Source organism: Leptospira congkakensis (assembly GCF_004770265.1).
In the GTDB taxonomy this organism is placed as follows: domain Bacteria; phylum Spirochaetota; class Leptospiria; order Leptospirales; family Leptospiraceae; genus Leptospira_A; species Leptospira_A congkakensis.
This window is the reverse complement of the sequence record NZ_RQGQ01000004.1, coordinates 169,242-190,408: the sequence shown is the minus strand read 5'-3', so window position 1 is coordinate 190,408 and position 21,167 is coordinate 169,242. Positions and strand designations below refer to the sequence as shown.

The 21,167-nt window shown below is 40.8% G+C and carries 16 protein-coding genes and 2 tRNA genes; 5 read left to right on the top strand and 13 right to left on the bottom strand.

Annotated features, from left to right (window positions below; translation table 11 throughout):
- Nucleotides 1–81: 81 nt before the first annotated feature.
- From rpoC to EHQ70_RS01770, 10 genes are all read right to left on the bottom strand, one after another.
- Nucleotides 82–4,383 (bottom strand): DNA-directed RNA polymerase subunit beta', encoded by a 4,302-nt coding sequence (rpoC, locus tag EHQ70_RS01815; RefSeq protein WP_135583273.1) that lies wholly within the window; start codon nt 4,381–4,383, stop codon nt 82–84.
- Between the two features lie 14 nt (nt 4,384–4,397).
- A complete protein-coding gene (rpoB, locus tag EHQ70_RS01810; protein WP_135583272.1) occupies nt 4,398–8,084 on the bottom strand; it encodes a DNA-directed RNA polymerase subunit beta in 3,687 nt (1,228 codons plus the stop codon).
- 125 nt (nt 8,085–8,209) lie between these two features.
- Entirely contained in the window at nt 8,210–8,590 is a 381-nt protein-coding gene (gene rplL / locus EHQ70_RS01805) for a 50S ribosomal protein L7/L12 (protein WP_135580122.1), read from the bottom strand.
- 36 nt (nt 8,591–8,626) lie between these two features.
- On the bottom strand, nt 8,627–9,160 hold the full coding sequence (gene rplJ / locus EHQ70_RS01800) for a 50S ribosomal protein L10 (protein WP_135583271.1): 534 nt from the start codon (nt 9,158–9,160) through the stop codon (nt 8,627–8,629).
- 12 nt (nt 9,161–9,172) lie between these two features.
- A complete protein-coding gene (gene rplA, locus EHQ70_RS01795) occupies nt 9,173–9,865 on the bottom strand; it encodes a 50S ribosomal protein L1 (RefSeq protein ID WP_002974044.1) in 693 nt (230 codons plus the stop codon).
- Nucleotides 9,866–9,889: 24 nt separating this feature from the next.
- The gene (gene rplK, locus EHQ70_RS01790) at nt 9,890–10,315 is read right to left on the bottom strand and encodes a 50S ribosomal protein L11 (protein ID WP_135580120.1); all 426 of its coding nucleotides are present in this window, start codon (nt 10,313–10,315) and stop codon (nt 9,890–9,892) included.
- A gap of 39 nt (nt 10,316–10,354) precedes the next feature.
- The gene (nusG, locus tag EHQ70_RS01785) at nt 10,355–10,942 is read right to left on the bottom strand and encodes a transcription termination/antitermination protein NusG (protein WP_051122343.1); all 588 of its coding nucleotides are present in this window, start codon (nt 10,940–10,942) and stop codon (nt 10,355–10,357) included.
- Nucleotides 10,918–11,106, bottom strand: coding sequence for a preprotein translocase subunit SecE (gene secE, locus EHQ70_RS01780; RefSeq protein WP_002973751.1), 189 nt, complete (start codon nt 11,104–11,106; stop codon nt 10,918–10,920). The genes nusG and secE overlap by 25 nt, the downstream gene beginning before the upstream one ends.
- A 41-nt stretch (nt 11,107–11,147) precedes the next feature.
- Nucleotides 11,148–11,221: transfer RNA gene (locus EHQ70_RS01775), tRNA-Trp, on the bottom strand.
- 6 nt (nt 11,222–11,227) lie between these two features.
- Nucleotides 11,228–11,299, bottom strand: a tRNA-Thr gene (locus tag EHQ70_RS01770).
- A 214-nt stretch (nt 11,300–11,513) separates the two neighbouring features.
- Here EHQ70_RS01770 and EHQ70_RS01765 point away from each other — a divergent pair.
- From EHQ70_RS01765 to EHQ70_RS01755, 3 genes are all read left to right on the top strand, one after another.
- Nucleotides 11,514–12,206, top strand: coding sequence for a histidine kinase (locus tag EHQ70_RS01765; RefSeq protein WP_135583270.1), 693 nt, complete (start codon nt 11,514–11,516; stop codon nt 12,204–12,206).
- Between the two features lie 73 nt (nt 12,207–12,279).
- Nucleotides 12,280–13,047, top strand: coding sequence for an SDR family NAD(P)-dependent oxidoreductase (locus tag EHQ70_RS01760; protein ID WP_135583269.1), 768 nt, complete (start codon nt 12,280–12,282; stop codon nt 13,045–13,047).
- Nucleotides 13,048–13,196: 149 nt separating this feature from the next.
- A complete protein-coding gene (locus EHQ70_RS01755) occupies nt 13,197–13,496 on the top strand; it encodes an ArsR/SmtB family transcription factor (RefSeq protein WP_100790775.1) in 300 nt (99 codons plus the stop codon).
- Between the two features lie 3 nt (nt 13,497–13,499).
- Here the strand turns inward: EHQ70_RS01755 and rfaD are convergent, their stop codons facing one another.
- Both rfaD and EHQ70_RS01745 read right to left on the bottom strand, forming a co-directional pair.
- Complete coding sequence (gene rfaD / locus EHQ70_RS01750) at nt 13,500–14,471, bottom strand: ADP-glyceromanno-heptose 6-epimerase (protein ID WP_135583268.1); 972 nt, start codon at nt 14,469–14,471, stop codon at nt 13,500–13,502.
- A gap of 80 nt (nt 14,472–14,551) precedes the next feature.
- Nucleotides 14,552–16,327 (bottom strand): UbiD family decarboxylase, encoded by a 1,776-nt coding sequence (locus EHQ70_RS01745; RefSeq protein WP_135583267.1) that lies wholly within the window; start codon nt 16,325–16,327, stop codon nt 14,552–14,554.
- 53 nt (nt 16,328–16,380) lie between these two features.
- On the opposite strand from EHQ70_RS01745, the gene EHQ70_RS01740 reads away from it, so the two are divergent.
- A complete protein-coding gene (locus EHQ70_RS01740) occupies nt 16,381–17,922 on the top strand; it encodes a phosphatase domain-containing protein (RefSeq protein ID WP_135583266.1) in 1,542 nt (513 codons plus the stop codon).
- 50 nt (nt 17,923–17,972) lie between these two features.
- Here the strand turns inward: EHQ70_RS01740 and EHQ70_RS01735 are convergent, their stop codons facing one another.
- A complete protein-coding gene (locus EHQ70_RS01735) occupies nt 17,973–19,442 on the bottom strand; it encodes an acyltransferase family protein (protein WP_135583265.1) in 1,470 nt (489 codons plus the stop codon).
- A gap of 105 nt (nt 19,443–19,547) precedes the next feature.
- Here EHQ70_RS01735 and EHQ70_RS01730 point away from each other — a divergent pair, with 105 nt between their 5' ends.
- Nucleotides 19,548–21,119, top strand: a complete 1,572-nt coding sequence (locus EHQ70_RS01730; protein ID WP_135583264.1) for an LA_3751/LA_3752 family putative glycosyltransferase — start codon at nt 19,548–19,550, stop codon at nt 21,117–21,119.
- Nucleotides 21,120–21,167 lie beyond the last annotated feature (48 nt).

The following is a 21,167-nucleotide window of genomic DNA, read 5'->3' as shown; positions in this document are numbered from 1 at the left end:
CCAGATAGGGACATTTTGTAAACGAAAACATGATTTTGTCCCCAGAAACTCTAGAAAAGTCTCTAAGGACAAGGTTTTGGTCTAATCGTCGTCGTCCTCATCATCCGAATCATCGGATTCTTCTTCCAACTCATCTTCATCCTCGTCCTCTTCGGCAACAAGTCTAGAGAGTGTGGCAGTAGAAACCGGAGCTGCTTCCGAAAGTTCGGAAACTTCTTCTTCCTCTTCTTCGGTTTCAAGATCCCAATCCAAATCTCCTGGAAGGTCTTTGAAAACTTCGATGTCACGGTATTTTTTCATACCAGTTCCCGCAGGAATCATGTGACCGATGATAACGTTTTCTTTCAGACCCATGAGGTTGTCTGTTTTTCCTTTGATGGCCGCATCCGTTAGAACCTTAGTGGTTTCTTGGAATGATGCTGCAGAGAAATAAGACTCAGTGTTAAGGGATGCTTTTGTTAATCCCAAAAGGACAGGAGTTCCTTGTGCTGGAGATCCCCCTTCTTTTTCCACTCGATCATTTTCTTCATCAAAGAGGAATTTATCCACTTGTTGTTGGTTCACAAAAGATGTGTCCCCACTATCAGTGATGATCACCTTACGAAGCATGGAGCGAACCACAACTTCGATGTGTTTATCGTTGATATGAACCCCTTGCAGGCGGTAAACTTCCTGAACCTCAGAAACCAAATATTCATGAAGGGCATTTGGTCCTTTGATGGCAAGGATATCATGCGGGTCAAAGTTTCCTTCGTCCAACTGGTCTCCTCGTTTCACAAAGTCACCTTGGCGAACACGGATTTGTTTTCCGACAGGGATGGCTACTTTTACTTTTTCTTGTTCTGCAGTTTCTGGGATGATATAGAGAATTCGTTTTTCTTTTACGATTTCCCCTTTGTCTTCGATCTTTCCGTCAATTTCTGCCAGTGTGCAGGCATCTTTCGGACGACGAGCTTCGAAAAGTTCATCTACCCGTGGAAGACCACCCGTGATATCTCGCGTTTTTTCCGCAACTGATGGAATTTTGAAGATGATATCCCCTTCCCGTACTTTGTCTCCATTTTGGAATTGGAGAAGAGCATCCACTGGAACTGAGTATTCATCGGATCCGATCAGAACTTTTGGAACCAATCGATCTTTCTTTTGTTCTACAACTTTTAGAATGATATTGGAAGTTTTTGGATCCACATCACGACGAACGTTTTTTCCAATTTCCAAATCTTCCCATTGGATGGTTCCTGCTGCTTCCGCAACTGCCACCTCGTTAAAAGGGTCGAACTCAGCAAGTGCTTTGTTCTCTTCTACGATTTGGCCTTCTTCCGCACGAAGAATGGTTCCGATTTTTACTGGAATCACAAAGTCATCACCTAAGATGCGTAGAGTAGTCCCAACAAGAGTAACGGTTCCCGCTTGGTCAGAAGTGATTCGTTGCTCTGTTGCTTCAGCAACTTGGGTCGCAAATACTTCCCCTTTTTCCAATCTTTGTCCATCAACGGCACGAACACTTGAAAGTGAATCAGTGTTGAATTCTTGGATGAGTCGATTCACAATGATGGTTCCGCGACGAGCAAAAACTTTTGCAGAATTTGCGTTAGTCACAAGACGACCGTTGATTGATTTTACGATAGAGCGATAAGGAACTTTATGTTCTTTTTCTGAAATGGTAGCAGATGCCGCACCACCCACGTGGAAGGTTCTCATCGTTAGCTGTGTTCCCGGTTGGCCGATCGACTGAGCCGCAATGGTTCCCACCGCTTCCCCAATCTCAGCAGGAACAAGGCGAGCCATGTCCATACCGTAACATTTTGTACAAATTCCATGACGAGATCTACAAGTGAGTGGAGATCTTACTTTAATTTTATCATAACCAAGGTTTTCGATCTGTTGCCCAAGAGCTCTTGTAATGAGTGTGTCTTTCGGAAATACAACTTTCTCAGAAACTGGATCTACTAAATCTTCAGCCGTATAACGACCGAACACTCTGTCCGCGAGAGATACAATTACGTTCTCCCCTTCTTTTACGATTCCAAGAGTAATGTTTAACTTAGTTCCGCAATCATCTTCAGAAACAATTACGTCCTGAGAGATATCCACGAGACGACGAGTGAGGTAACCCGCATCGGCAGTTTTTAACGCCGTATCCGCAAGACCCTTTCTCGCACCATGAGTTGAGATAAAAAATTCTAATACCCCGAGACCTTCACGGAAGTTAGAACGAATCGCAAGTTCGATGATTTCTCCAGACGGTTTCGCCATAAGGCCCCGCATCCCTGCGAGCTGACGAATCTGTTGTTTGGAACCACGAGCACCCGACGCTGCCATGACGTAAACCGGATTGAATCCACCTTGGTCTTTTTCTAGTTCCTTAAACATCCCATCTGTAATTCGATCATTGGTTTTGGTCCAAATTTCGATTACTTTTTTACGACGTTCTTCGTTGGTGATGATACCTTTACGATACTCCATATCCGCTTTTTCAACTTCTTTGTTGGCATCTGTTACAAGTCCCTCTTTTTGAGGAGAAACTCGGATGTCATCAATGGAGATAGTAGGAGCAAATACAGTTGCGTAACGGTAACCAAGTCGTTTGATTTCATCAAGCATCACAACAGTGATCCCTGGCCCAAACTTCTCGTATACGTCTGCAATGATTTTGTTTGTTTCTTTATCACCGAGAGTTCTGTTGATATAAACATACCCTTTTGGCATCACTTGGTTGAAGATAAGTCTTCCCGGTGTGGTTTCGATGATTTTCCCTTCGTGTAGAACAGAGATTTTGGAACGAATTTCAACGGTTTTCGTTTCAATCGCATACATCACTTCTTCAAGACCGGTGAAAAATTTTCCTTCACCCTTAGCGTCTTTTACTTCAGAAGTTAAGTAGTAAATTCCAAGAACGATATCTTGTGTTGGTCCACAAATCGGTTGTCCATTGGCAGGATTCAAAATGTTATGCGGTGATAACATAAGCATCCAAGTTTCGAGCTGCGCTTTTGGAGCAAGCGGTACGTGGATTGCCATTTGGTCCCCGTCAAAGTCGGCGTTGAACGCGTGACAAACGAGTGGATGGAGTTTGATTGCCTTTCCTTCTACAAGAACAGGTAAAAATGCTTGGATTCCAAGTCTATGAAGAGTTGGAGCACGGTTGAGTAGAACTGGGTGTTCTTTTACAACAGTTTCCAATACATCAAAAACTTCTTTATCTTCTGCTTCGATTTTTTTCTTCGCAGATTTGATGTTTGGTGCTAGTTCCAAATCCACTAGGCGTTTCATAATGAATGGCTTGAAAAGTTCCAAAGCCATTTTTTTAGGAAGACCCATTTGGTGGTATTTGAGTTCAGGACCCACTACGATTACGGAACGACCAGAGTAATCCACACGTTTCCCGAGTAGGTTTTGGCGGAACCGGCCTTGTTTTCCTTTGAGCATGTCGGAGATAGATTTTAAAGGTCTATTTCCTTTTCCTTTTACGGTGCGTTTGCGACGGCTGTTATCAAAAAGAGCATCTACTGCTTCTTGTAACATACGTTTTTCGTTTCTTACGATGATCTCAGGAGCTTTTAAAGCTAGAAGACGTTTGAGTCGGTTGTTTCTATTGATCACACGACGGTATAAATCGTTTAGGTCGGAAGTTGCAAAACGTCCCCCCTCTAGTTGCACCATCGGACGAAGTTCTGGTGGGATGACCGGAACCACATCTAAAACCATCCATTCAGGACGGTTTCCAGAATCACGGAAAGCTTCCAAAACTTCTAGGCGTTTGAAAATACGTTTGTCGGAGATTTTGTTTTTATCTTGGATCTTTTGGCGGATCACACGAGCTTCTGCATCCACGTCGATACGTGCGAGAAGTTCTTTGATGGCGTCCCCACCGATACCTGCGATAAATTTATCACCGTATTCATCTAAATAATTATGATATTCATCTTCATCGATAAGTTCCCCGCGACTTCTTCCGGAATCAGCAGGATCTATAATCACATACTTCTCAAAGTAAAGAACACTTTTGAGTTGGTTGATGGTCATATCCAGAAGGAGTCCCATACGAGACGGAACAGAACGATAATACCAAATGTGCGACACTGGAGCCGCAAGTTCAATATGACCCATTCTCTCACGACGAACTTTGGAGTGAGTTACCTCAACCCCGCATTTGTCACAAACCACTCCCTTGTAACGGATGGATTTGAATTTACCGCAGTAACATTCCCAATCCTTTGTGGTTCCAAAGATTTTTTCACAGAAAAGACCATCTCGTTCCGGTTTTAGGGTACGGTAGTTGATCGTTTCCGGTTTTTTGACTTCCCCGAAAGACCACTCTTTGATCCGCTCGGGTGATGCCAAACGGATCGTAATCGATTCAAAACTATTGTAATTTCTCATACTTTTTCCCTTCCCTAAACGTTTTCAATGGTCTCGAATTTGATTTTCTTTTTGTTTTTCGAGAATTCATCTTCGTAATCAGAGATATCCACTTCCAATCCTTCGGAGTCTTTGATAATGATATCAAGTGCGAGACCTCGGAGTTCCTGAACAAGAACGTTGAATGATTCTGGAATTCCCGGTTTGATCGAGTGAATCCCTTTCACAATTGCTTCGTAAATTCTGGCACGTCCAAGCATGTCATCTGACTTAATGGTGAGTAACTCTTGTAAGGTGTGTGATGCACCATAAGCCTCAAGAGCCCAAACTTCCATCTCCCCTAACCTTTGTCCCCCGAACTGCGCTTTACCACCGAGTGGTTGTTGCGTTACGAGTGAGTAAGGTCCAGTAGATCTTGCGTGGATTTTGTCATCCACCAAGTGAGCCAGTTTCAACATGTAAATGTATCCGCAGAATACTTGGTTGATGAATTTTTCTCCTGTTCTTCCGTCGTATAACTGAAATTTGCTGTTTTCCGGTAATCCTGCTTTTTTGCAGAAATCGTGAACGTCACCTTCAGATGCTCCGTCGAACACCGGTGTTTCAAAATTGATACCGAGTTTTTTCGCAGCGAAACCAAGTTGTGTTTCAAAGATCTGACCAAGGTTCATCCTTGAAGGAACCCCGAGTGGGTTTAGCACGATATCAACAGGAGATCCGTCTTCCATGTATGGCATATCTTCTTGTGCCATCACACGAGCTACGACCCCTTTGTTTCCGTGACGACCCGCCATCTTATCACCCACGAGGAGTTTACGTTTACGAGCCACATAGACTTTTACCATTTCTTCCACTCCAGCAGCGAGTTCGTCGCCTGTTTCCCGGGAATAACGTTTGATATCGATCACAGTTCCTTCAAAACCGTTTGGCATACGAAGAGAGGAATCTCTTACTTCTTTTGCCTTCTCTCCAAAAATGGAGTGTAAAAGTTTGTATTCAGGAGTGAGGTCGGTTTCTCCTTTTGGAGTCACCATACCAACCAGGATGTCCCCTGGTTTCACTTCAGCACCCACACGAATCACACCAGACTCATCCAAATCACGGAACGCTTTGTCCGAAAGGTTTGGAATGTCGCGAGTGATTTGTTCTTGTCCTAGTTTCGTTTCCCGAGCTTGGATTTCGAATTCTTCAATGTGGATAGAAGAGAAAACATCGTCTTTGATGATTCGTTCTGAAATGAGAATCGCATCCTCAAAGTTGTAACCTTCCCAAGGCATAAAAGCAACAAGGACGTTTCTACCAAGCGCCAAGTAACCAGCGTCAGTGGATGGTCCGTTAGCAAGGACAGTTCCCTTTTGGAGGATTTGACCAAAGTCACCGTATTTTTCACCTTTGATGATTTGTCCGGCAACCGGTGCACCAATTCCTAGGTCTTGGCCTTCTTTCACAACGGAGATATATTGAACTTCTTCCGAGTGGAAAAGCTCATGTGTTTCTTTTTCCCCATTAGGAGAAGTGAGTTCCACACGTTCTTTGGAAACCTTACTTACCTTACCACCAGTTGTGGTATGTAACATGGAAACGTTTGGTTTTTGGTTAAAACAAGTACCTTGGTTGGTTTTTTTAAATTTAATGAGTGGGTAGTGAACAATCTCTTTGGATTGGTCTTCTTTGATCCAAACACCAGTAGCATCTACTTTGGAAACCACACCATCTTTTTTCGCAACGATACAAACCCCTGCGTCATAAGCCGCACGAGATTCCATACCAGTTCCTACAAACGGTGCTTCTTCTGTGAGAAGAGGAACTGCTTGGCGTTGCATGTTCGAACCCATAAGTGCGCGGTTCGCGTCATCATGCTCAAGGAATGGAATGAGTGCTGTGGATACAGACACAACTTGTAATGGAGCAAGATCCATATATTGGATCTCAGATGGGCTACGGAAAGGGAAATCCCCTCTATGGCGAGTGGAAATAAGTTTAGAAGTGAATTCTCCCTTATCATCCACAGTCGAATTCGACTGAGCCATATAGTGGTATTCTTCTTTGTCTGCAGTGAGATACTCGACTTGTTTTTGAACTTTTCCGTTTTTTACGAGACGGTATGGAGTTTCAATAAACCCATAATCGTTCACTCGCGCAAAACTAGACATGGAAAGAATGAGACCAATGTTTGGACCTTCCGGTGTTTCAATTGGGCACATACGACCATAGTGAGAATAATGAACGTCACGAACTTCGAAACCGGCTCGGTCACGAGAAAGACCACCAGGTCCAAGAGCGTTTAACCTACGTTTGTGCGTAAGCTCTGCCAATGGATTGGTTTGGTCCATAAACTGAGAAAGTTGCGATGATCCAAAAAACTCATTGATCACAGCAGTGATTGGTTTGATGGAAATGAGAAGTTGCGGAGTTTGTTGCTCCGGCTCTTGAACCGTCATCCTTTCTTTGATCACTCGTTCCACACGAGAGAATCCAAGTTTCAATTGGTTTGCGATGAGCTCTCCAACAGAACGGATCCTTCTGTTTCCTAAGTGGTCAATATCATCCGGATAGTAGTTTTCTGCTTCAGACATAAGCATCACGAGATAACGAACTGTTTCAATGATGTCTTGTTTTCTTAAAACTCGGTCTTCCGCTTTTGCAAATTCTTTTGGATTATTGAATTCAAATTTACTGTTGATTTTGTAACGACCCACAACACCCAAATCAAAAGTTTTTGGTGAGAAAAAGAGGCGTTTGAGTTCCGCTTCTGCGTTTTCAATCGTAGAAGGTTCCCCTGGTCTCATGATGGTGTGGAATTTTTTGACTGCGTCTTCGTAGTCATTCACACCGTCTTTTTCTAAACAGTTGATAAGAACTGGGTTGTCTTTTCCTTTCGGAAATTCAATGACATCTACATCTTTTACCTTCATTTCTCGAAGGATGGAGATATTGTCTTCATTGATTTTGGAACCAGCATCGAGCATAACCTCGCCCGTTTCCATGTTGATGATATCGGCGATGGTTCGGCGACCAATCAGACGTTTGAGGTCTTTTGGATTGGCACCAGCAATCTTCATTTTAGAAGATCCATAGAACAAACGTAATACTTCTTCGTTTGTTCCCATACCCATTGCTTTTACAAGTAAGGTTGCAGGGAATTTTTTCTTACGGTCGATTTTGGCAACAAGGATCCCTTTGTTGTCCATCTCGAATTCCAACCAAGAGCCTCGGTAAGGAATCACACGAGCAGAGAAAGTATCTCTTACTTGGTCGTAAGAAAAGAAAATACCAGGTGATCTATGCAACTGGCTTACCACTACCCTTTCCGCACCGTTGATGATGAAAGTTCCGTGGTCTGTCATCACAGGAAGGTCTCCCATGTAGACAACTTGTTCCCGGATTTCTCCGGTATCTTTGATGATGAGTCGAATGACTGCTTTTAGTGGAACAGCAAAGGAAGAGTCAGTGTCTTTGCACTCTTGTGGATCGCGTTTTGGCTCTCCCAAGATATAATGGCCATATTCCATAACCATATCGTTGTTTGGTGATTCGATTGGGAAGGATTCACGGAATACAGCTTCCAATCCTTGGTTCAAACGTTTCGTCGGATCTTTCACTTCCGACTGGAGAAACCAATCAAAGGATTTTTTTTGTACGTAGATAAGATTAGGAAGTAAATTGAGGTCGGTAATTTTACCGAAATTTACCCGGTTTCTAATTTGCATTCGGGTATGCATGGAATACTCTCCCTAGAGACATCAAAATAGTAGATGGTATGATAAACGAAAAAATAGAGGTGGGGACGCCTACGGCCTCCCTGCCTCTAAGTTTTTGAAGACTGGGTTTAAAAATTGGCAACCGATTAACCGGCAGCAGCAACTTCTACTTGAGCCCCAACACCTTCGAGTTTTTTCTTAATATCAGCAGCTTCGTCTTTAGAAACGCCTTCTTTCACTGATTTTCCACCAGCTTCTACAAGCGTTTTCGCATCTGCCAATCCAAGACCAGTGATTTCGCGAACGAGTTTAATAACGTCGATCTTTTTGTCACCGTGTGCTTTCAAGATGATATTGAAAGTAGCAGGCTCTTCAGCAGCAGCTGGACCACCTGCACCCGCAACCGCCGCTACCGCAACTGGTGCAGCAGCAGAAATCCCGAATTTGTCCTCCATCTTTTTCACTAGATCAGCTGCCTGAACTAGTGTAAGACTTCCAATTTGTTCTAATAGCGCGTCAACAGACATCCTATATTCTCCTTATCCTACTAATCACTATGATTACTAATTGCCGTTTTTCTCGGCTACAGCATTGATGGCGCGAGCCAATGATGCCATGATTTGATTGATTCCAGAAGCAATTTGCGTCGCAGGAGCATTGAGCCCACGAGCCACTTGCGAAAGAAGTTCTTGTTTGGACGGAAGTCCTGCAATCGCCTCTACTCCGGATTTACCCAAAACTTCCCCGTCCATATAGCCGGTTCTGATTTCGAGTTCCTTCTTATCTTTTGCAAAGTCCTTACAAACTTTTGCTACTGCTGGAAGTGCATCCAGAGAGAAAATAGCCGCAAGTGGACCTTTGTAAACATCCCCAAAATCAATGGAGTTGTTTTTATGTTCAGAAGACTCTTTTAAAGCACGGAGAAAAAGGTTGTTTTTGATCACCTTCATTTCCGATCCTTCTTTGCGAAGTTTCGCACGAAGGTTGGACATATCTTCAACAGTCAAACCGCTGTAACACGCCAAAATGAAATTAGGTCGTTTTTCCAAACGACTTTTAAGTTCCGCTACTGCTTCAATTTTTGATGAATTTGCCATTGTTCTTACTCGTTATATGTTCGCGTTTACTAGTTCTTTCACATCGACTTTGACGCCGATTCCCATAGTTGCCGCAACAGAGAAAGACTTTAGGTAATCACCCTTCGCATCAGAAGGTTTGTCTTTCATAAGAGCTGCAACAACTGCATTGATGTTGTCAGAAAGTTTGTCATCAGAGAAGGAACATTTACCAACACCTAAGTGAACCACTCCCCCTTTGTCAGGACGGTATTCAATTCGGCCGGCTTTTAGTTCTTTTACTGCTTTTGATACATCAGTAGTGACTGTTCCTGCTTTTGGCTTTGGCATAAGGCCTTTACGACCTAAAACCGGACCAAGTTTACCTACTTCCTTCATCATGTCAGGAGTAGCAACGCAAGCGTCGAAATCAGTCCAACCACCAGCAACTTTTTCAATGAGATCCATATCACCTACAAAGTCAGCGCCTGCTTCCTTTGCTTCGTTTTGTTTGTCTCCTTTGCAGAAAACCAAAACTTTGATTGTTTTTCCAGTTCCGTGTGGAAGAGAGATAGTCCCTCTTACGTTTTGGAGAGATTTATAATTGATTTTAGTCGAAATCTCTAATGTTCCATCAAATTTGGAAAAACTAGTTGCTTTTGCCAAACCGACTGCATCGCCAAGGGTATAAGCCTTAGTGCGATCGACTTTCTCTTTGAGTTGGATATACTTTTTGCCGCGTTTCATGACTTCAGTTCCCGTTTCCTATGATTACTCGACGTTTACACCCATGGAACGACAAGTTCCAGCAATGATGTTCACTGCTGCATCCATATCGTTCGCGTTTAGGTCTTCCATCTTAGTTTTTGCAATTTCTTCTAGTTGAGCTCGTTTGATAGTTCCCACTTTTACAGTGTGTGGAGTGGCAGATCCACCTTGTAAGCCAAGCGCCTTCATGACAAGAAGAGCTGCTGGAGGAGATTTAGTTACGAATGTAAAACTTCTGTCAGAATAAACAGTGATTACTACTGGGAGTTTGAGTCCCATTTGAGTTTTGGATCTCTCATTGAACTGTTTACAGAATTCCATGATATTGAGTCCGGCTTGACCAAGAGCGGGACCTACTGGAGGAGCTGGGTTTGCTTTCCCTGCTTCCACTTGGAGTTTAATTTGTTTTACTACTTTCTTTGCAGCCATCTCGTTTCAAGTTCCTTACTAAAAGTCAATCTATCAGTTCTATTGTTCCGATTTTACTTGGAGGTAATCCAACTCCACAGGAGTGGATCTTCCGAAAATTTCTACACGAACGCGGAGTCTTCCCTTATCAGGGAAAATTTCATCCACAAGACCTGTGAAATTAGCAAACGGACCATCTATAATTTTCAATGTTTCGCCCACTTTGAATAGGAAACGAGGTCTCGAAACTTCTTCCGATTCCACACTTCCCACATCGCTGAAGAGATTTTTGATCTCATCCAGTGAAAGTGGCTCCGGACCTTTTCCTTTTCCGCCTACAAACGTAGACACAGAAGGTAAGTTCTGGATTTTAAATCGAAGGTCATCGGTCATGTTCATCTCAACGAGAACATAACCCGGCATGAGTTTTTTCTTTGTGACCTTCTTTTTGCCGTTTTTCATTTCGGCAACTTCCATTGAAGGAATTTTTACCGCGAAGATTTGGTCTTCCAGCTTTTGTTGTTGGACCATCTTTTCAATGTTTGTCTTCACCTTATTCTCGTGACCGGAATAAGTTTGAAGCACATACCATTTTTTATCTAAAGAATCGCCCACTTCCCTACCTATGTTCCTAATGCCCAGAACCATTTTAACAACTTAAGGAATACAAAATCCGAAGCTGATAAAAATAGGGAAAAGATAAATACTGTAACTAGGACTACAACGGTAGAACTCACAACTTCTTGGCGCGTAGGCCAATGTACTTTTTCAAGTTCTGCTTTACATTCCTGAATGAAACTCGTAGCTTTCATTGATCCTTGTCCTGTTCTCTAATTCTATAAATTCTGCAGTCTGGCAGGGCTGGAGAGAATCGAACTCCCACCAAGGACTTTGGAGATCCTAGTTCTACCATTAAACTACAGCCCTAAAACAAGCCCTCTACCAGGCTTGAACTGGTGACCCCTTCCTTACCATGGAAGTGCTCTACCACTGAGCTAAGAGGGCAAAACGTTCCCACCCAAGCGCGGGTTTCCAAGCGAGGCTAGGTTTTTTACACTATTTTAAATGAGGCTCTTTGGTCAATGGAAAATGAGTTTATTTCATAGAAATGGCAAAAAAACAAGAAAAACAGTGAATTTCCCTTGAGATTTTAGTTGTGGATTTCTCGGTTCGATAATAGAACCATGTGGGATAAGTCCCCCACTTTAAGGAATGATTCGTGGCGAAACCCTTTATAGAATTAGAAACAAAAATCCCCGATTTGGTAAAGGCAAAATCCAAAATTGTCGTAAGATCCTCAAGGATGAATCGCCAACTGGAACAATATGTTTTAGGACTCATCACAAATATCCTTTCTGAAGTGGGACAATCTCAATTTGTGGAGATGCTTTATACAATCTCCAAAGAACTTACCATCAACGGGATCAAAGCCAATCAAAAACGTGTGTTTTTTGAAGACGAAGGTTTGGACATCACCGACGAAAGTGACTACCTCCAAGGGATCAAAGAGTATTCTAAAAAGTTTTCAGAAAAAATGGCTGATGAATATGGAAAACGTTGCCTTGCTCGTGGGGTTTACGTGCAAATCAAATTCCATTACTGCCTAGACGGACTTTTGGTAGAAGTGACAAACAACACGCCTGTCATCAAAACCGAAGAAGCTCGGATGCGAGAAAAAATGAAGAAGTCCATGGGATACAATGACATTGCTGAATTCTATATGGACAATATGGACAATACTGAAGGTGCAGGACTTGGAATCGCTCTCATTATGATCCTACTCAAAAACGAAGGGGTCGACCCTAACCTATTTCGCATCATCACTCATGGAGACCGCACCGTAGCTCGGGTGGAAATTCCATTTAACGACAATTATGTTTCGTTTCGTAGTGCAGAACTAGCAGAAATTTAATTCTTGATTCCCCCGACCCTACTCTCTTAGATTTGTATCGACCGTCCGTTTGCCATTTTCGAAACTGGTGGACATGGAATTAAAAGGTGCAAACATTCTCGTCACCGGATCTGCCGGTGGCCTCGGAAAAGCAATGGCTTACCGTTTGGGTAAGACAGGTGCCAATATCATTCTCTCAGACATCCAAAAAGACAAATTGGACGAAACCGTAGCTCTCTTTCAAAAAGAAGGAATCAAAACAACTGGCATTGTTGCTAATGTTGCCAAAGAAGAAGACAGCATCCGTCTCATCGAAGAAGCAGCAGCTTTCCAAGGGAGTTTGGACGTGGCCATTTTGAACGCAGGAATCCTACGTGATGGTCTCCTCATTCGTGTGGACAAAGAAACGGGCAAAGTAAAAGGCAAAATGGGAATCGACCAGTGGCAATCGGTCATTGACGTAAACTTAACGGGTGTGTTTCTTACCGCACGCGAAGCAGCAGCAAAGATGGTGGAACAAAAGAAGGGAGTGATCATCCCCATTGCCTCCATCGCTATGCATGGGAATTCAGGCCAAACGAATTATAGCGCTGCAAAAGCCGGTGTTGCGGCAATGACTGTGACTTGGTCAAAGGAACTTGCTAAGTTTGGAATCCGGGTAGCAGGGATTGCACCTGGGTTTATTGGAACGGAAATGGTTCTAAAAGACATGAATCCGGAAGCATTAGAAAAATGGAAATCCATCATCCCCGTGGGAAGGCTTGGAGAACCAGATGAAATTGCATCTACCGCTGAGTTTATTATTTCTAATGATTTGGTGACAGGAGTCGTGCTAGAAATTTCCGGTGGAGTTCGAATCTAACTTCGATTAATCTCTTCCCTGCTCTCGGGAAAACCTCACGAGGGCAGACCTTCTCTTTCCTAATTTTGTCATTTTTTTTACAAACGAAAAAAATTTCGTAGGTAAATAGAGGATAGATTCGTCATAAGGATATAACGGAATTCTTACTGATGAAAATAAAAACAGAACTCACAAAACAACAATTGGAACAAGCGATTAAAGGGATCCAAGGGATCGCCCACCCTATCCGTTTATTGATTCTTTATACCCTGGCTAAAGAAGAAAAAACGGTAGGTCAGCTTGTTGAATTGTTAGGAACTAGCCAATCGGCTGCATCCCAACACCTAAGTAAGATGAAAAACAACGGGATATTAGAGTCTCGTAAATCATCTAACCAAGTTTTCTATAGTTTGAAAGATCCTAAATTCAAGGATCTGATCCAAACTATCGTAAAAGTGTATAAAAAATAAACATTACTTCGTTTCTGCTAATAGAAAACGAATGTATTCTGCCACTGCATCCCTGAGGTTCGTGTAACCAAAGGGATATCCTGTTTTTTGGATCTTTTCCATTTCCGCACAGGTATAGTATTGGTATTTTCCCTTTAAAGATTCGGGCATTTCCACGTATTCAATATTGACTGGTTTGTCCATAGATGCGAACAGAGCGTTCGCTAAATCGTTCCAGGTTTCAGCAACCCCTCGCCCTACATTGTACAATCCGTACTTTCGTTCAGAAAGTAGATAGATACTGATTTTGCTCGCGTCTTTTACATAGAGGAAATCTCTTTTCTGTTCGCCGTCTTTGTATTCCGGTTTGTAAGACTTGAATAATTTTAATTTTCCTGTTTCTCTGATTTGTTCGTAACCTTTTAAAACTAGGCTCCGCATTTCTCCCTTATGAGCTTCCCCATACCCAAAAACATTGAAGTATTTGAGTCCAACGAGTTTGTCGGCGATCCCTACCTTTTTGGCATATAGATCGAACAGTTGTTTGGAATACCCATACATATTTAGGGGTTTGAGATTTTCGATTGGGGCATTGTCATTGTACCCAAATTCACCTTCCCCATAGGTTGCGGCACTGGAAGCATAAAGAAAAGGAATGTTTTTTGCGACGGCAAACTCAGCCAACTTCTTCGTATAATGGAAGTTATTGTGCATTAGATAACTGGCGTCTTTTTCTGTTGTAGCAGAACAAGCACCCAAATGGTAAATTTCAGAAATTTCATTTAAGAGGGAACTTCCAGAATCGAGAAAAGATTCAAATTGATCTTTCTCATAATAGTCCTTAAAAAAATTCCTTTGGAGGTTTTTCCATTTCTCCGTTGTCCCCAAATGATCCACTACCAAAATATCGGTATTACCATTGTGATTTAAGTCTTCGATGATTTGAGAACCAATGAGGCCTGCGCCTCCAGTGACGAGAGTGAGTTTTTTTGCCATTTGTTTCGTTTTAGTTTTTTATATCCAAGGTTTCTTTCTATAAACTTTTTTGTTATCGGGTAAGAAAAACAAATATTTCCCTATCCAATCGCATCTATGATCTTTCCAAATTTTTCATTCACCTGTTTGACTGTTTCAGGAAGGGGAACGAGAACTTCAGGAATCCAAGGTTTCATTCGACAATCAAAAACAATTGGAACTTGATATGCAATATGATTCTGTTTGGTTTCTGTTCTTGCATAAACATCTGATGCTGGTTCCATTCGTGTAAACATAGTCCAAATAAAATCGGAATCGGTTTTGATTGCATCCTCGGAATCATCTACAAGAAAAATATAATGGAACCGACCAAGATCTTCACTAAGTAAATTTTCCGCCAAACGATCATTTTGTGTATAGGCAGAACCTTTGACGACAAGAACTCCTGGTAAAAACACTTTTGGATTTTGAAACCTTTTGTCTTTGAAAGTTCCCGTAAACTCTTTGGGTAAGTTTGGAAACTTTATAGGTGCATTTGCTTCCGTGATCCCCATCCATAAAAGTTTACTACCTTTGTTTACTGTTCCACTGGTATAATCCAGTGTGTCTTGACTGATATGGCTAAAAATAAAAAAGTCAGTTCTCGGATCACACCTTTCTGTGATGACTTTAAATGTTTCCGAAAAGTTTTTTAGATTCACTCGTTCATTGGTTACGAGCAAACATTTAGTGAGTGATAACTGCCCCTCTCCTAAAATCCTTAAAGCACCCATAAAGGCTTCTCGGAAATATCGTTCCTTCACAATTGCGGCAGCAAGAGAGTGGACACCTGATTCTTCATAGGCCCAAACACCGAGTACCTGTGGCATAACAAGTGGAAACATTGGAGAAAGTAAATCCTGTAAAAATTCAGCAATGTAATGATCTTCTTGGGGAGGTCTTCCCACAACGGTTGCCGCCCAAATGGCATCCTTTCTGTGTAGAACATGAGATAGTTCCAAATAAGGATAATCGTGTAACAAGGAATAGTATCCGTAATGATCGCCAAAGGGACCTTCCGGTTTTCTTAAGTTAGGTGGGATAGAACCAATGATAGCAAAGTCTGCATCGGCAACAATGGGATATGGGGAAACCAATTTGTCCTTTTTCATTCGGAGTTTTTCTCCCATCAGAAAGGATGCAAAAACAAGCTCAGGAATTTCTTCGGGAAGCGGAGCTACCGCTGCAATGGTCAGTGCCGGCGGCCCACCAATATAAACATGAGCAGGAAGGGACTCGCCCTTTTTTTCCGCTTCATAATAATGAAAACCTCCTCCTCTATGGATTTGGATGTGCATTCCCACTGTTTTGTCCGGGAAAAGTTGAACCCGATACATTCCCAGGTTTCCATTCCCTGATTCTGGATGTTGTGTGTAAACAAGAGGGAGGGTAACAAAGGCACCTCCATCTTTGGGCCAAGAAACCACTTGGGGTAACTCTGAGGTTGTGATCAGGCCGCCAGAGAGAACAGGAGCCTTTCTCACCTGTTTTAAACCCACTTGGAAGGGTAACAATCCAAGGGAACGTTCCTTCCAAAGTTTAGAGAACCGAGGAGGGAAAATCTCTTTTGCTAGTTTGGCGAGACGCTGGATGGTCGCAACAGGTTTTGGACCAAAGGCGAGATGGATTCTTTTCTCAGAACCATAAAGATTGGTGGCAACGGGAAACTTTGTCCCTTTGACATTGGTAAAAAGGAGGGCTGGACCTTTTTTGGCCACCACTTGCCTTTGGATCTCTGCCAGTTCCAGATAGGGATCAACTGGTTCGGAAAATACCTGGAGTTCTCCTTCTTTTTGCAAAAGTTGGACAAAATCATTCGTAGATCGTAGTGATACCATAAAAAGGAATGGACGGCTCCTTGTTTTCTTAGACTCTTAAGGGCATAAATTCTATGTCCCAAGAACCAAATACCACACAACCAATCATTACCGATATCAAAAGAATTGCAGTCTGCGGAGGATCTTTAGGAAGAGAGAGGCGTTCTTATGTGCGCGGGCAAGTGGTGGATGTAGGGATTACGGATCTCATGAAGGCAGAAGGCCTATGGGATTTGATGACCGGACTTTTTATTGGAGAAGAAACTAAAATCACTCCATTTCTAGATTTCTCTTTGGCTCCGGTTCGAAAACCAGTATTAAAATTAGAAGTGTATGATGTAGGTGGAAATAAAATTTACACATCGGGAAAAATCAAAGCTGATGAAGATGGTTTTTTTTCCTGTGAAATCAGAGACAAACTTCCGGTAGGATTTCACGACTTCCAAGTGGTATTGGAAGGATTGGATAGTTTTCGCCAATACTCTAAAGATTTAGCACATCTCAATTCAACAGAAGATTCTATTTTAGGAAAAACTACGATCGTTGGAAAAGGGAAACTGCGAATTCTTTCGGAAGATTACAAAGGGATGGTGGTTACCTCCGATATTGACCAAACGTATTTGGCGACAGACATCCACTCCGGAAAAGGAAAGTTTACTGCTGTCTTCGAAACACCTAACCAGAAACAGGCGCTACCAGGAATGCCGGAACTTTACCGAGAACTTCGCACTTCCCTATCCAATGCACCTTTGGCTTTTATTTCCGCTAGCCCACACTTCTTTCGTAGAACCATGCTTGCCACGATTGCCAAAGATGGAATCCAAACAGAATCCTTACATTTAAAATATTTAGAAGGCACCATCAAAGGTGTTTTTGATAAAGTTCTTGGAACGATCTTTAACCCTATCGAATTTTTGCAGAATGGATTTAGGCCTGCCTGGTCTAGGACAAAAAAATTCTTAGGAGCATCTTATCAAAGTCTCTTCGATCAAATGTCCTATAAACTTTCGATCCTCCTTTATGACCGCATTTACCTTCCTACCGAAGCAAAAGAAATTTTACTCGGAGACAATACCGAATCCGATTATATGATCTTCACTCTCTACCAAATCATCTGTATGGGAAAACTTTCTGGTGATGAATTAGAAGAATATTTATACAAACTCAATTTTCTTGGTCGTGATGCGATCACAAGAGATGCGGCCAAAAAAATTCGCCTCCTTGCGGAAGAAATTCATCGAATTCATGGAACCATAAACCCCGTTTCTTTGAGTTTAATCAACCGAACGGGTCACGGCCCGAGTGAAGTCGATATGCGTGAAAAAGTTAAGGATGCGTTGCCAGCGGGAATGTATGACTCAGTTTTTGCAAAGGAAAAAGCATTCTACGGGACTGAGGGAGCAATGGGAATGGCGTTGATTTTGGAATCAGAAGGATATTTGAATATCGAACAGATTCTAACGATAGTGGCGGGAATGATTGGGAAGATTTTAGAAGGGAAACTAGTGGATGAGGGATTTTTATTAAAACTATTAGAAGAATTAACAATACCTAAATCAGCAGAAGGGACAAAACAAAAAGTAAAGGAAGGCCTTATCTCAGCCTTCCAATCATAAAAACATTTTTAGACCAGTCCAGGCGATTGGTCTAAAAAATAGAAAACCAATTAATCTTGGAAACGACTTAGATAAAAATAGAAAAATAACTTCTTTTTCACAATCAAACTGATCACATTCATAACAATAGGAATGATTAGACAAAGTGAAAGTAAAAAAGACGATGCCAGTCCTCCTGGAATAAAATCAACGGCGATCAATTGTTTCACTACTATGTATGGGAAAAAGGAAAGCAGGGTTAAAAACAAAGAAACCAAAATCCTTTCTTTCGAATTTCCTTTCACATAATAAAAACTATTTGTCGAAATATCGAATCTCGCCTGAGTCCACTCTCGAATTTTTAAAAATGGTTTTTCTATGATTAAGTAACTGAGAAGTGCAATAAAAGTTGAGATGACCAAACTAATCAAGGATGCTTTTAATAATCTTCCTAGGTCATTGTTCGTAGGGATTTTATGATCCAAAACAACTAGCATCACTGTAGTATTCACTAACATATGTACCAAATAAATTCCATAACTCAATTTTCCAACAAACACGAGTAAGGGATTTGCCAAAAACCAAGAAATCTTTGAAAAGAACCCACCTACTGCACCAAAAACAATCACAAAGGCAAAAAATGAATAAAAACTAATTCGATAGATAACAAAATACTGTTTTGCTTCCGCAAACTCTAATGTGCATAGGAAACAAAAAACAGAAAACAGAAGCAGAAAAACTATATAAAAGCTAATTTTTGCACCAGGCAATTCTATTGAGACTTTTCCCGCCCTCCAAAGTTCCATAAGCAAAATACCATAAACAAAAGGTTCAAAATGTGTATGGATTGGATGAAACAATGTTTGTACATAAGTTTCAAACGAATCCATGGAAACATTTAAAAAGTAATGGTAACGAATGAAATTTGGGACTAGCAAAAGAAAAATTAGGAAAAGATACTTTTGGTTTCTTGTTTTTAAAACTTTGGTGTAAAATAAAAACACAATCGGCATTGCTAGATAGAACTGCTCTTCCATGGATAGTGACCAGCCATGAACCAAAATCCGATTTGGAAAATAATTAGAAATATAAGCAAAATCTGTCCACCAAAAGGAAAGTTTGAATTTTAAACCGATGAGTCCGTCGGCAAATGAAGAAACACCATCCATTCCTTGGCTTTTCTTTAATAAACCAGCCATAATGATAATGGTAACAGAAAGAATCACATAGAATGCTGGAAAGATTCGCAAACTACGTTTGATCACAAAGTTTTTCCAACTCTCTAAAAAACTAGCACGCTCCAATTCCCTTGAAAATGATGTGGATACCAAAAAGGAACTAATCACAAAAAACAAACTCATCAAAAACTCAACATTTTGTGCATTGGATAAATAAGGAGCATAATGACTAGGGAAAGACTCCAAAGAAAATGCAAAACAATGAAATAGAATTACGAAATAACAACTGAGTGCACGGATTCCATACAGTTCATTTATTTCCTTTTTATTTTTCTTAAAGATTTCTATAAAATATTCTTTCATATTGGTACGATATTGGCAATATGTCTTGATAAATCATAAGAATGCAATCTATAATTCATCTAGAACGTTTTGAATTGTTAATTGGTAAGAGGAAATTTCACTTAAATGAAAAAAGCCAAAATTAAAAACTGGATCCTTTGGATTTTTTTTATTTTATCAGTTTTTTATTCGATTGAATATACTCAACCAAGATTCTCTCTTTTCCAAGATAGTCATGACAAAGCAGTGCAAACATTTTCAGTTTGGAAAAATCATTTTTTATCAGATGATTTGTATTATCCAGCGAAGTCTTTTGATTCCAATCTGGAGTTCTTTCATCTAACAAACAATTTACACATCCAATTTAAAGAAAAATTAGTGAGTGCTTTCCCAATACAGTTCGCTTATGTTTTAGCCCCCTTTCTTTCCTTTTTGCCGATCGACTTTTTGCCCTATACTTCCTTTGTATTTTTAGGCATTGGTTTTTTGATCTTATATAAAAAATTTAATTTTCCTTTGCCTTTTCTCTTTTTAATTTATTTCACAACTTTTCTTTGGCCATTGAGTTGGGAATATTCCGAACTTCCTGCCATATTTGCCTTTTCCATTTATGGACTCATTCCCATACTTAGAAAGAACAGTTCGAATCAAACTAATATATTATCGGGGATGGCTCTAGCTTGGGTTATCGTTGTTCGTTTGGATACTTTGCCATTTCTGGGTTTATTCTTTTCTGCCCATTTTTTCTTCTATTTGAAAAGAAACAAAATCCAAAAATTTGGTAACTATTTCAAAGAATATCTTATTTTTTATTTATCCATTTTGACGTTTTTGCTAGTCCATCTAAGCATCAATCAATGGTTATATGGACATTTTCTAGGAACACGTTACATAGCAAATACCGCGGGGTTCGCCGCCTCTTTTACTGATAGGTTATTATGGTTTCGCAGTCTTTTATTTTTTTCCGATTTTAAAATTGGCTTTTTTGGGTATATCCCGTTAGCATTTTTTGTTTTGATTTTTTATTGGATCAGAATTTGCAAAATATCCGATGCTAAAAAATCAATCCTTGTAGCAACAACAGGAACTTTACTCATCATCCCCTGGATTGCACCCAACGATGGTTTCAATAATTGGGGGCCAAGATTTTATACAATTTTAATATTCCCCTACTTTTATTTGCTCAAACCACTCCTGGTTTATTTTTACAAAAAAAAGAAAAAGATTCTTTTCCTTTTATTGATAACTTTTGGTTTGTTTTCGTTTTCGATGGGTATAGTCGGTGCCAAGATCCAAAAGACCAAAACCAATCTAGTCAAAAAGTTTGTATCTATCCTAAACGAAACAAAACCAGACATACTCGTATTTCAAGATTACCTAAATTTTTACACTAGTGGTATCTACTATTTCAAACATACTGTAATCGTTTCGTATACATCTGATTCGAATACCAATCTACTAGAAAAAACGAAAAACCTATATCCAAATCAGAAAATCGCTTTCGTCGCCTGGAATCCAGATTTATTTTCAAAAGAAATAAAAGATGCCGTCAATGAAGACAAACGCAAATCAGGTTATCGCATTTCGGATTGGGACACCAATCGATTAGAAAATCAGATGCAATCGACAACCGAACATTTTCAAATTCTGGATCGACAAAACTATCGCGTTTGGATTGGGACTTTCTATGCAAAATAGAATCATAAAACAAACATTAGCCTCTAATCAAAAGGAAGAAACGACTAA

Excerpts from the sequence above, each read along its gene's own strand:
- rpoC (WP_135583273.1), bottom strand. The coding sequence starts at position 4,383 with ATGAGAAATTACAATAGTTTTGAATCGATTACGATCCGTTTGGCATCA.
- rpoB (WP_135583272.1), bottom strand. The coding sequence starts at position 8,084 with ATGCATACCCGAATGCAAATTAGAAACCGGGTAAATTTCGGTAAAATT.
- rplL (WP_135580122.1), bottom strand. The coding sequence starts at position 8,590 with ATGTCTGTTGACGCGCTATTAGAACAAATTGGAAGTCTTACACTAGTT.
- rplJ (WP_135583271.1), bottom strand. The coding sequence starts at position 9,160 with ATGGCAAATTCATCAAAAATTGAAGCAGTAGCGGAACTTAAAAGTCGT.
- rplA (WP_002974044.1), bottom strand. The coding sequence starts at position 9,865 with ATGAAACGCGGCAAAAAGTATATCCAACTCAAAGAGAAAGTCGATCGC.
- rplK (WP_135580120.1), bottom strand. The coding sequence starts at position 10,315 with ATGGCTGCAAAGAAAGTAGTAAAACAAATTAAACTCCAAGTGGAAGCA.
- nusG (WP_051122343.1), bottom strand. The coding sequence starts at position 10,942 with ATGGTTCTGGGCATTAGGAACATAGGTAGGGAAGTGGGCGATTCTTTA.
- secE (WP_002973751.1), bottom strand. The coding sequence starts at position 11,106 with ATGAAAGCTACGAGTTTCATTCAGGAATGTAAAGCAGAACTTGAAAAA.
- EHQ70_RS01760 (WP_135583269.1), top strand. The coding sequence starts at position 12,280 with ATGGAATTAAAAGGTGCAAACATTCTCGTCACCGGATCTGCCGGTGGC.
- EHQ70_RS01755 (WP_100790775.1), top strand. The coding sequence starts at position 13,197 with ATGAAAATAAAAACAGAACTCACAAAACAACAATTGGAACAAGCGATT.
- rfaD (WP_135583268.1), bottom strand. The coding sequence starts at position 14,471 with ATGGCAAAAAAACTCACTCTCGTCACTGGAGGCGCAGGCCTCATTGGT.
- EHQ70_RS01745 (WP_135583267.1), bottom strand. The coding sequence starts at position 16,327 with ATGGTATCACTACGATCTACGAATGATTTTGTCCAACTTTTGCAAAAA.
- EHQ70_RS01740 (WP_135583266.1), top strand. The coding sequence starts at position 16,381 with ATGTCCCAAGAACCAAATACCACACAACCAATCATTACCGATATCAAA.
- EHQ70_RS01735 (WP_135583265.1), bottom strand. The coding sequence starts at position 19,442 with ATGAAAGAATATTTTATAGAAATCTTTAAGAAAAATAAAAAGGAAATA.
- EHQ70_RS01730 (WP_135583264.1), top strand. The coding sequence starts at position 19,548 with ATGAAAAAAGCCAAAATTAAAAACTGGATCCTTTGGATTTTTTTTATT.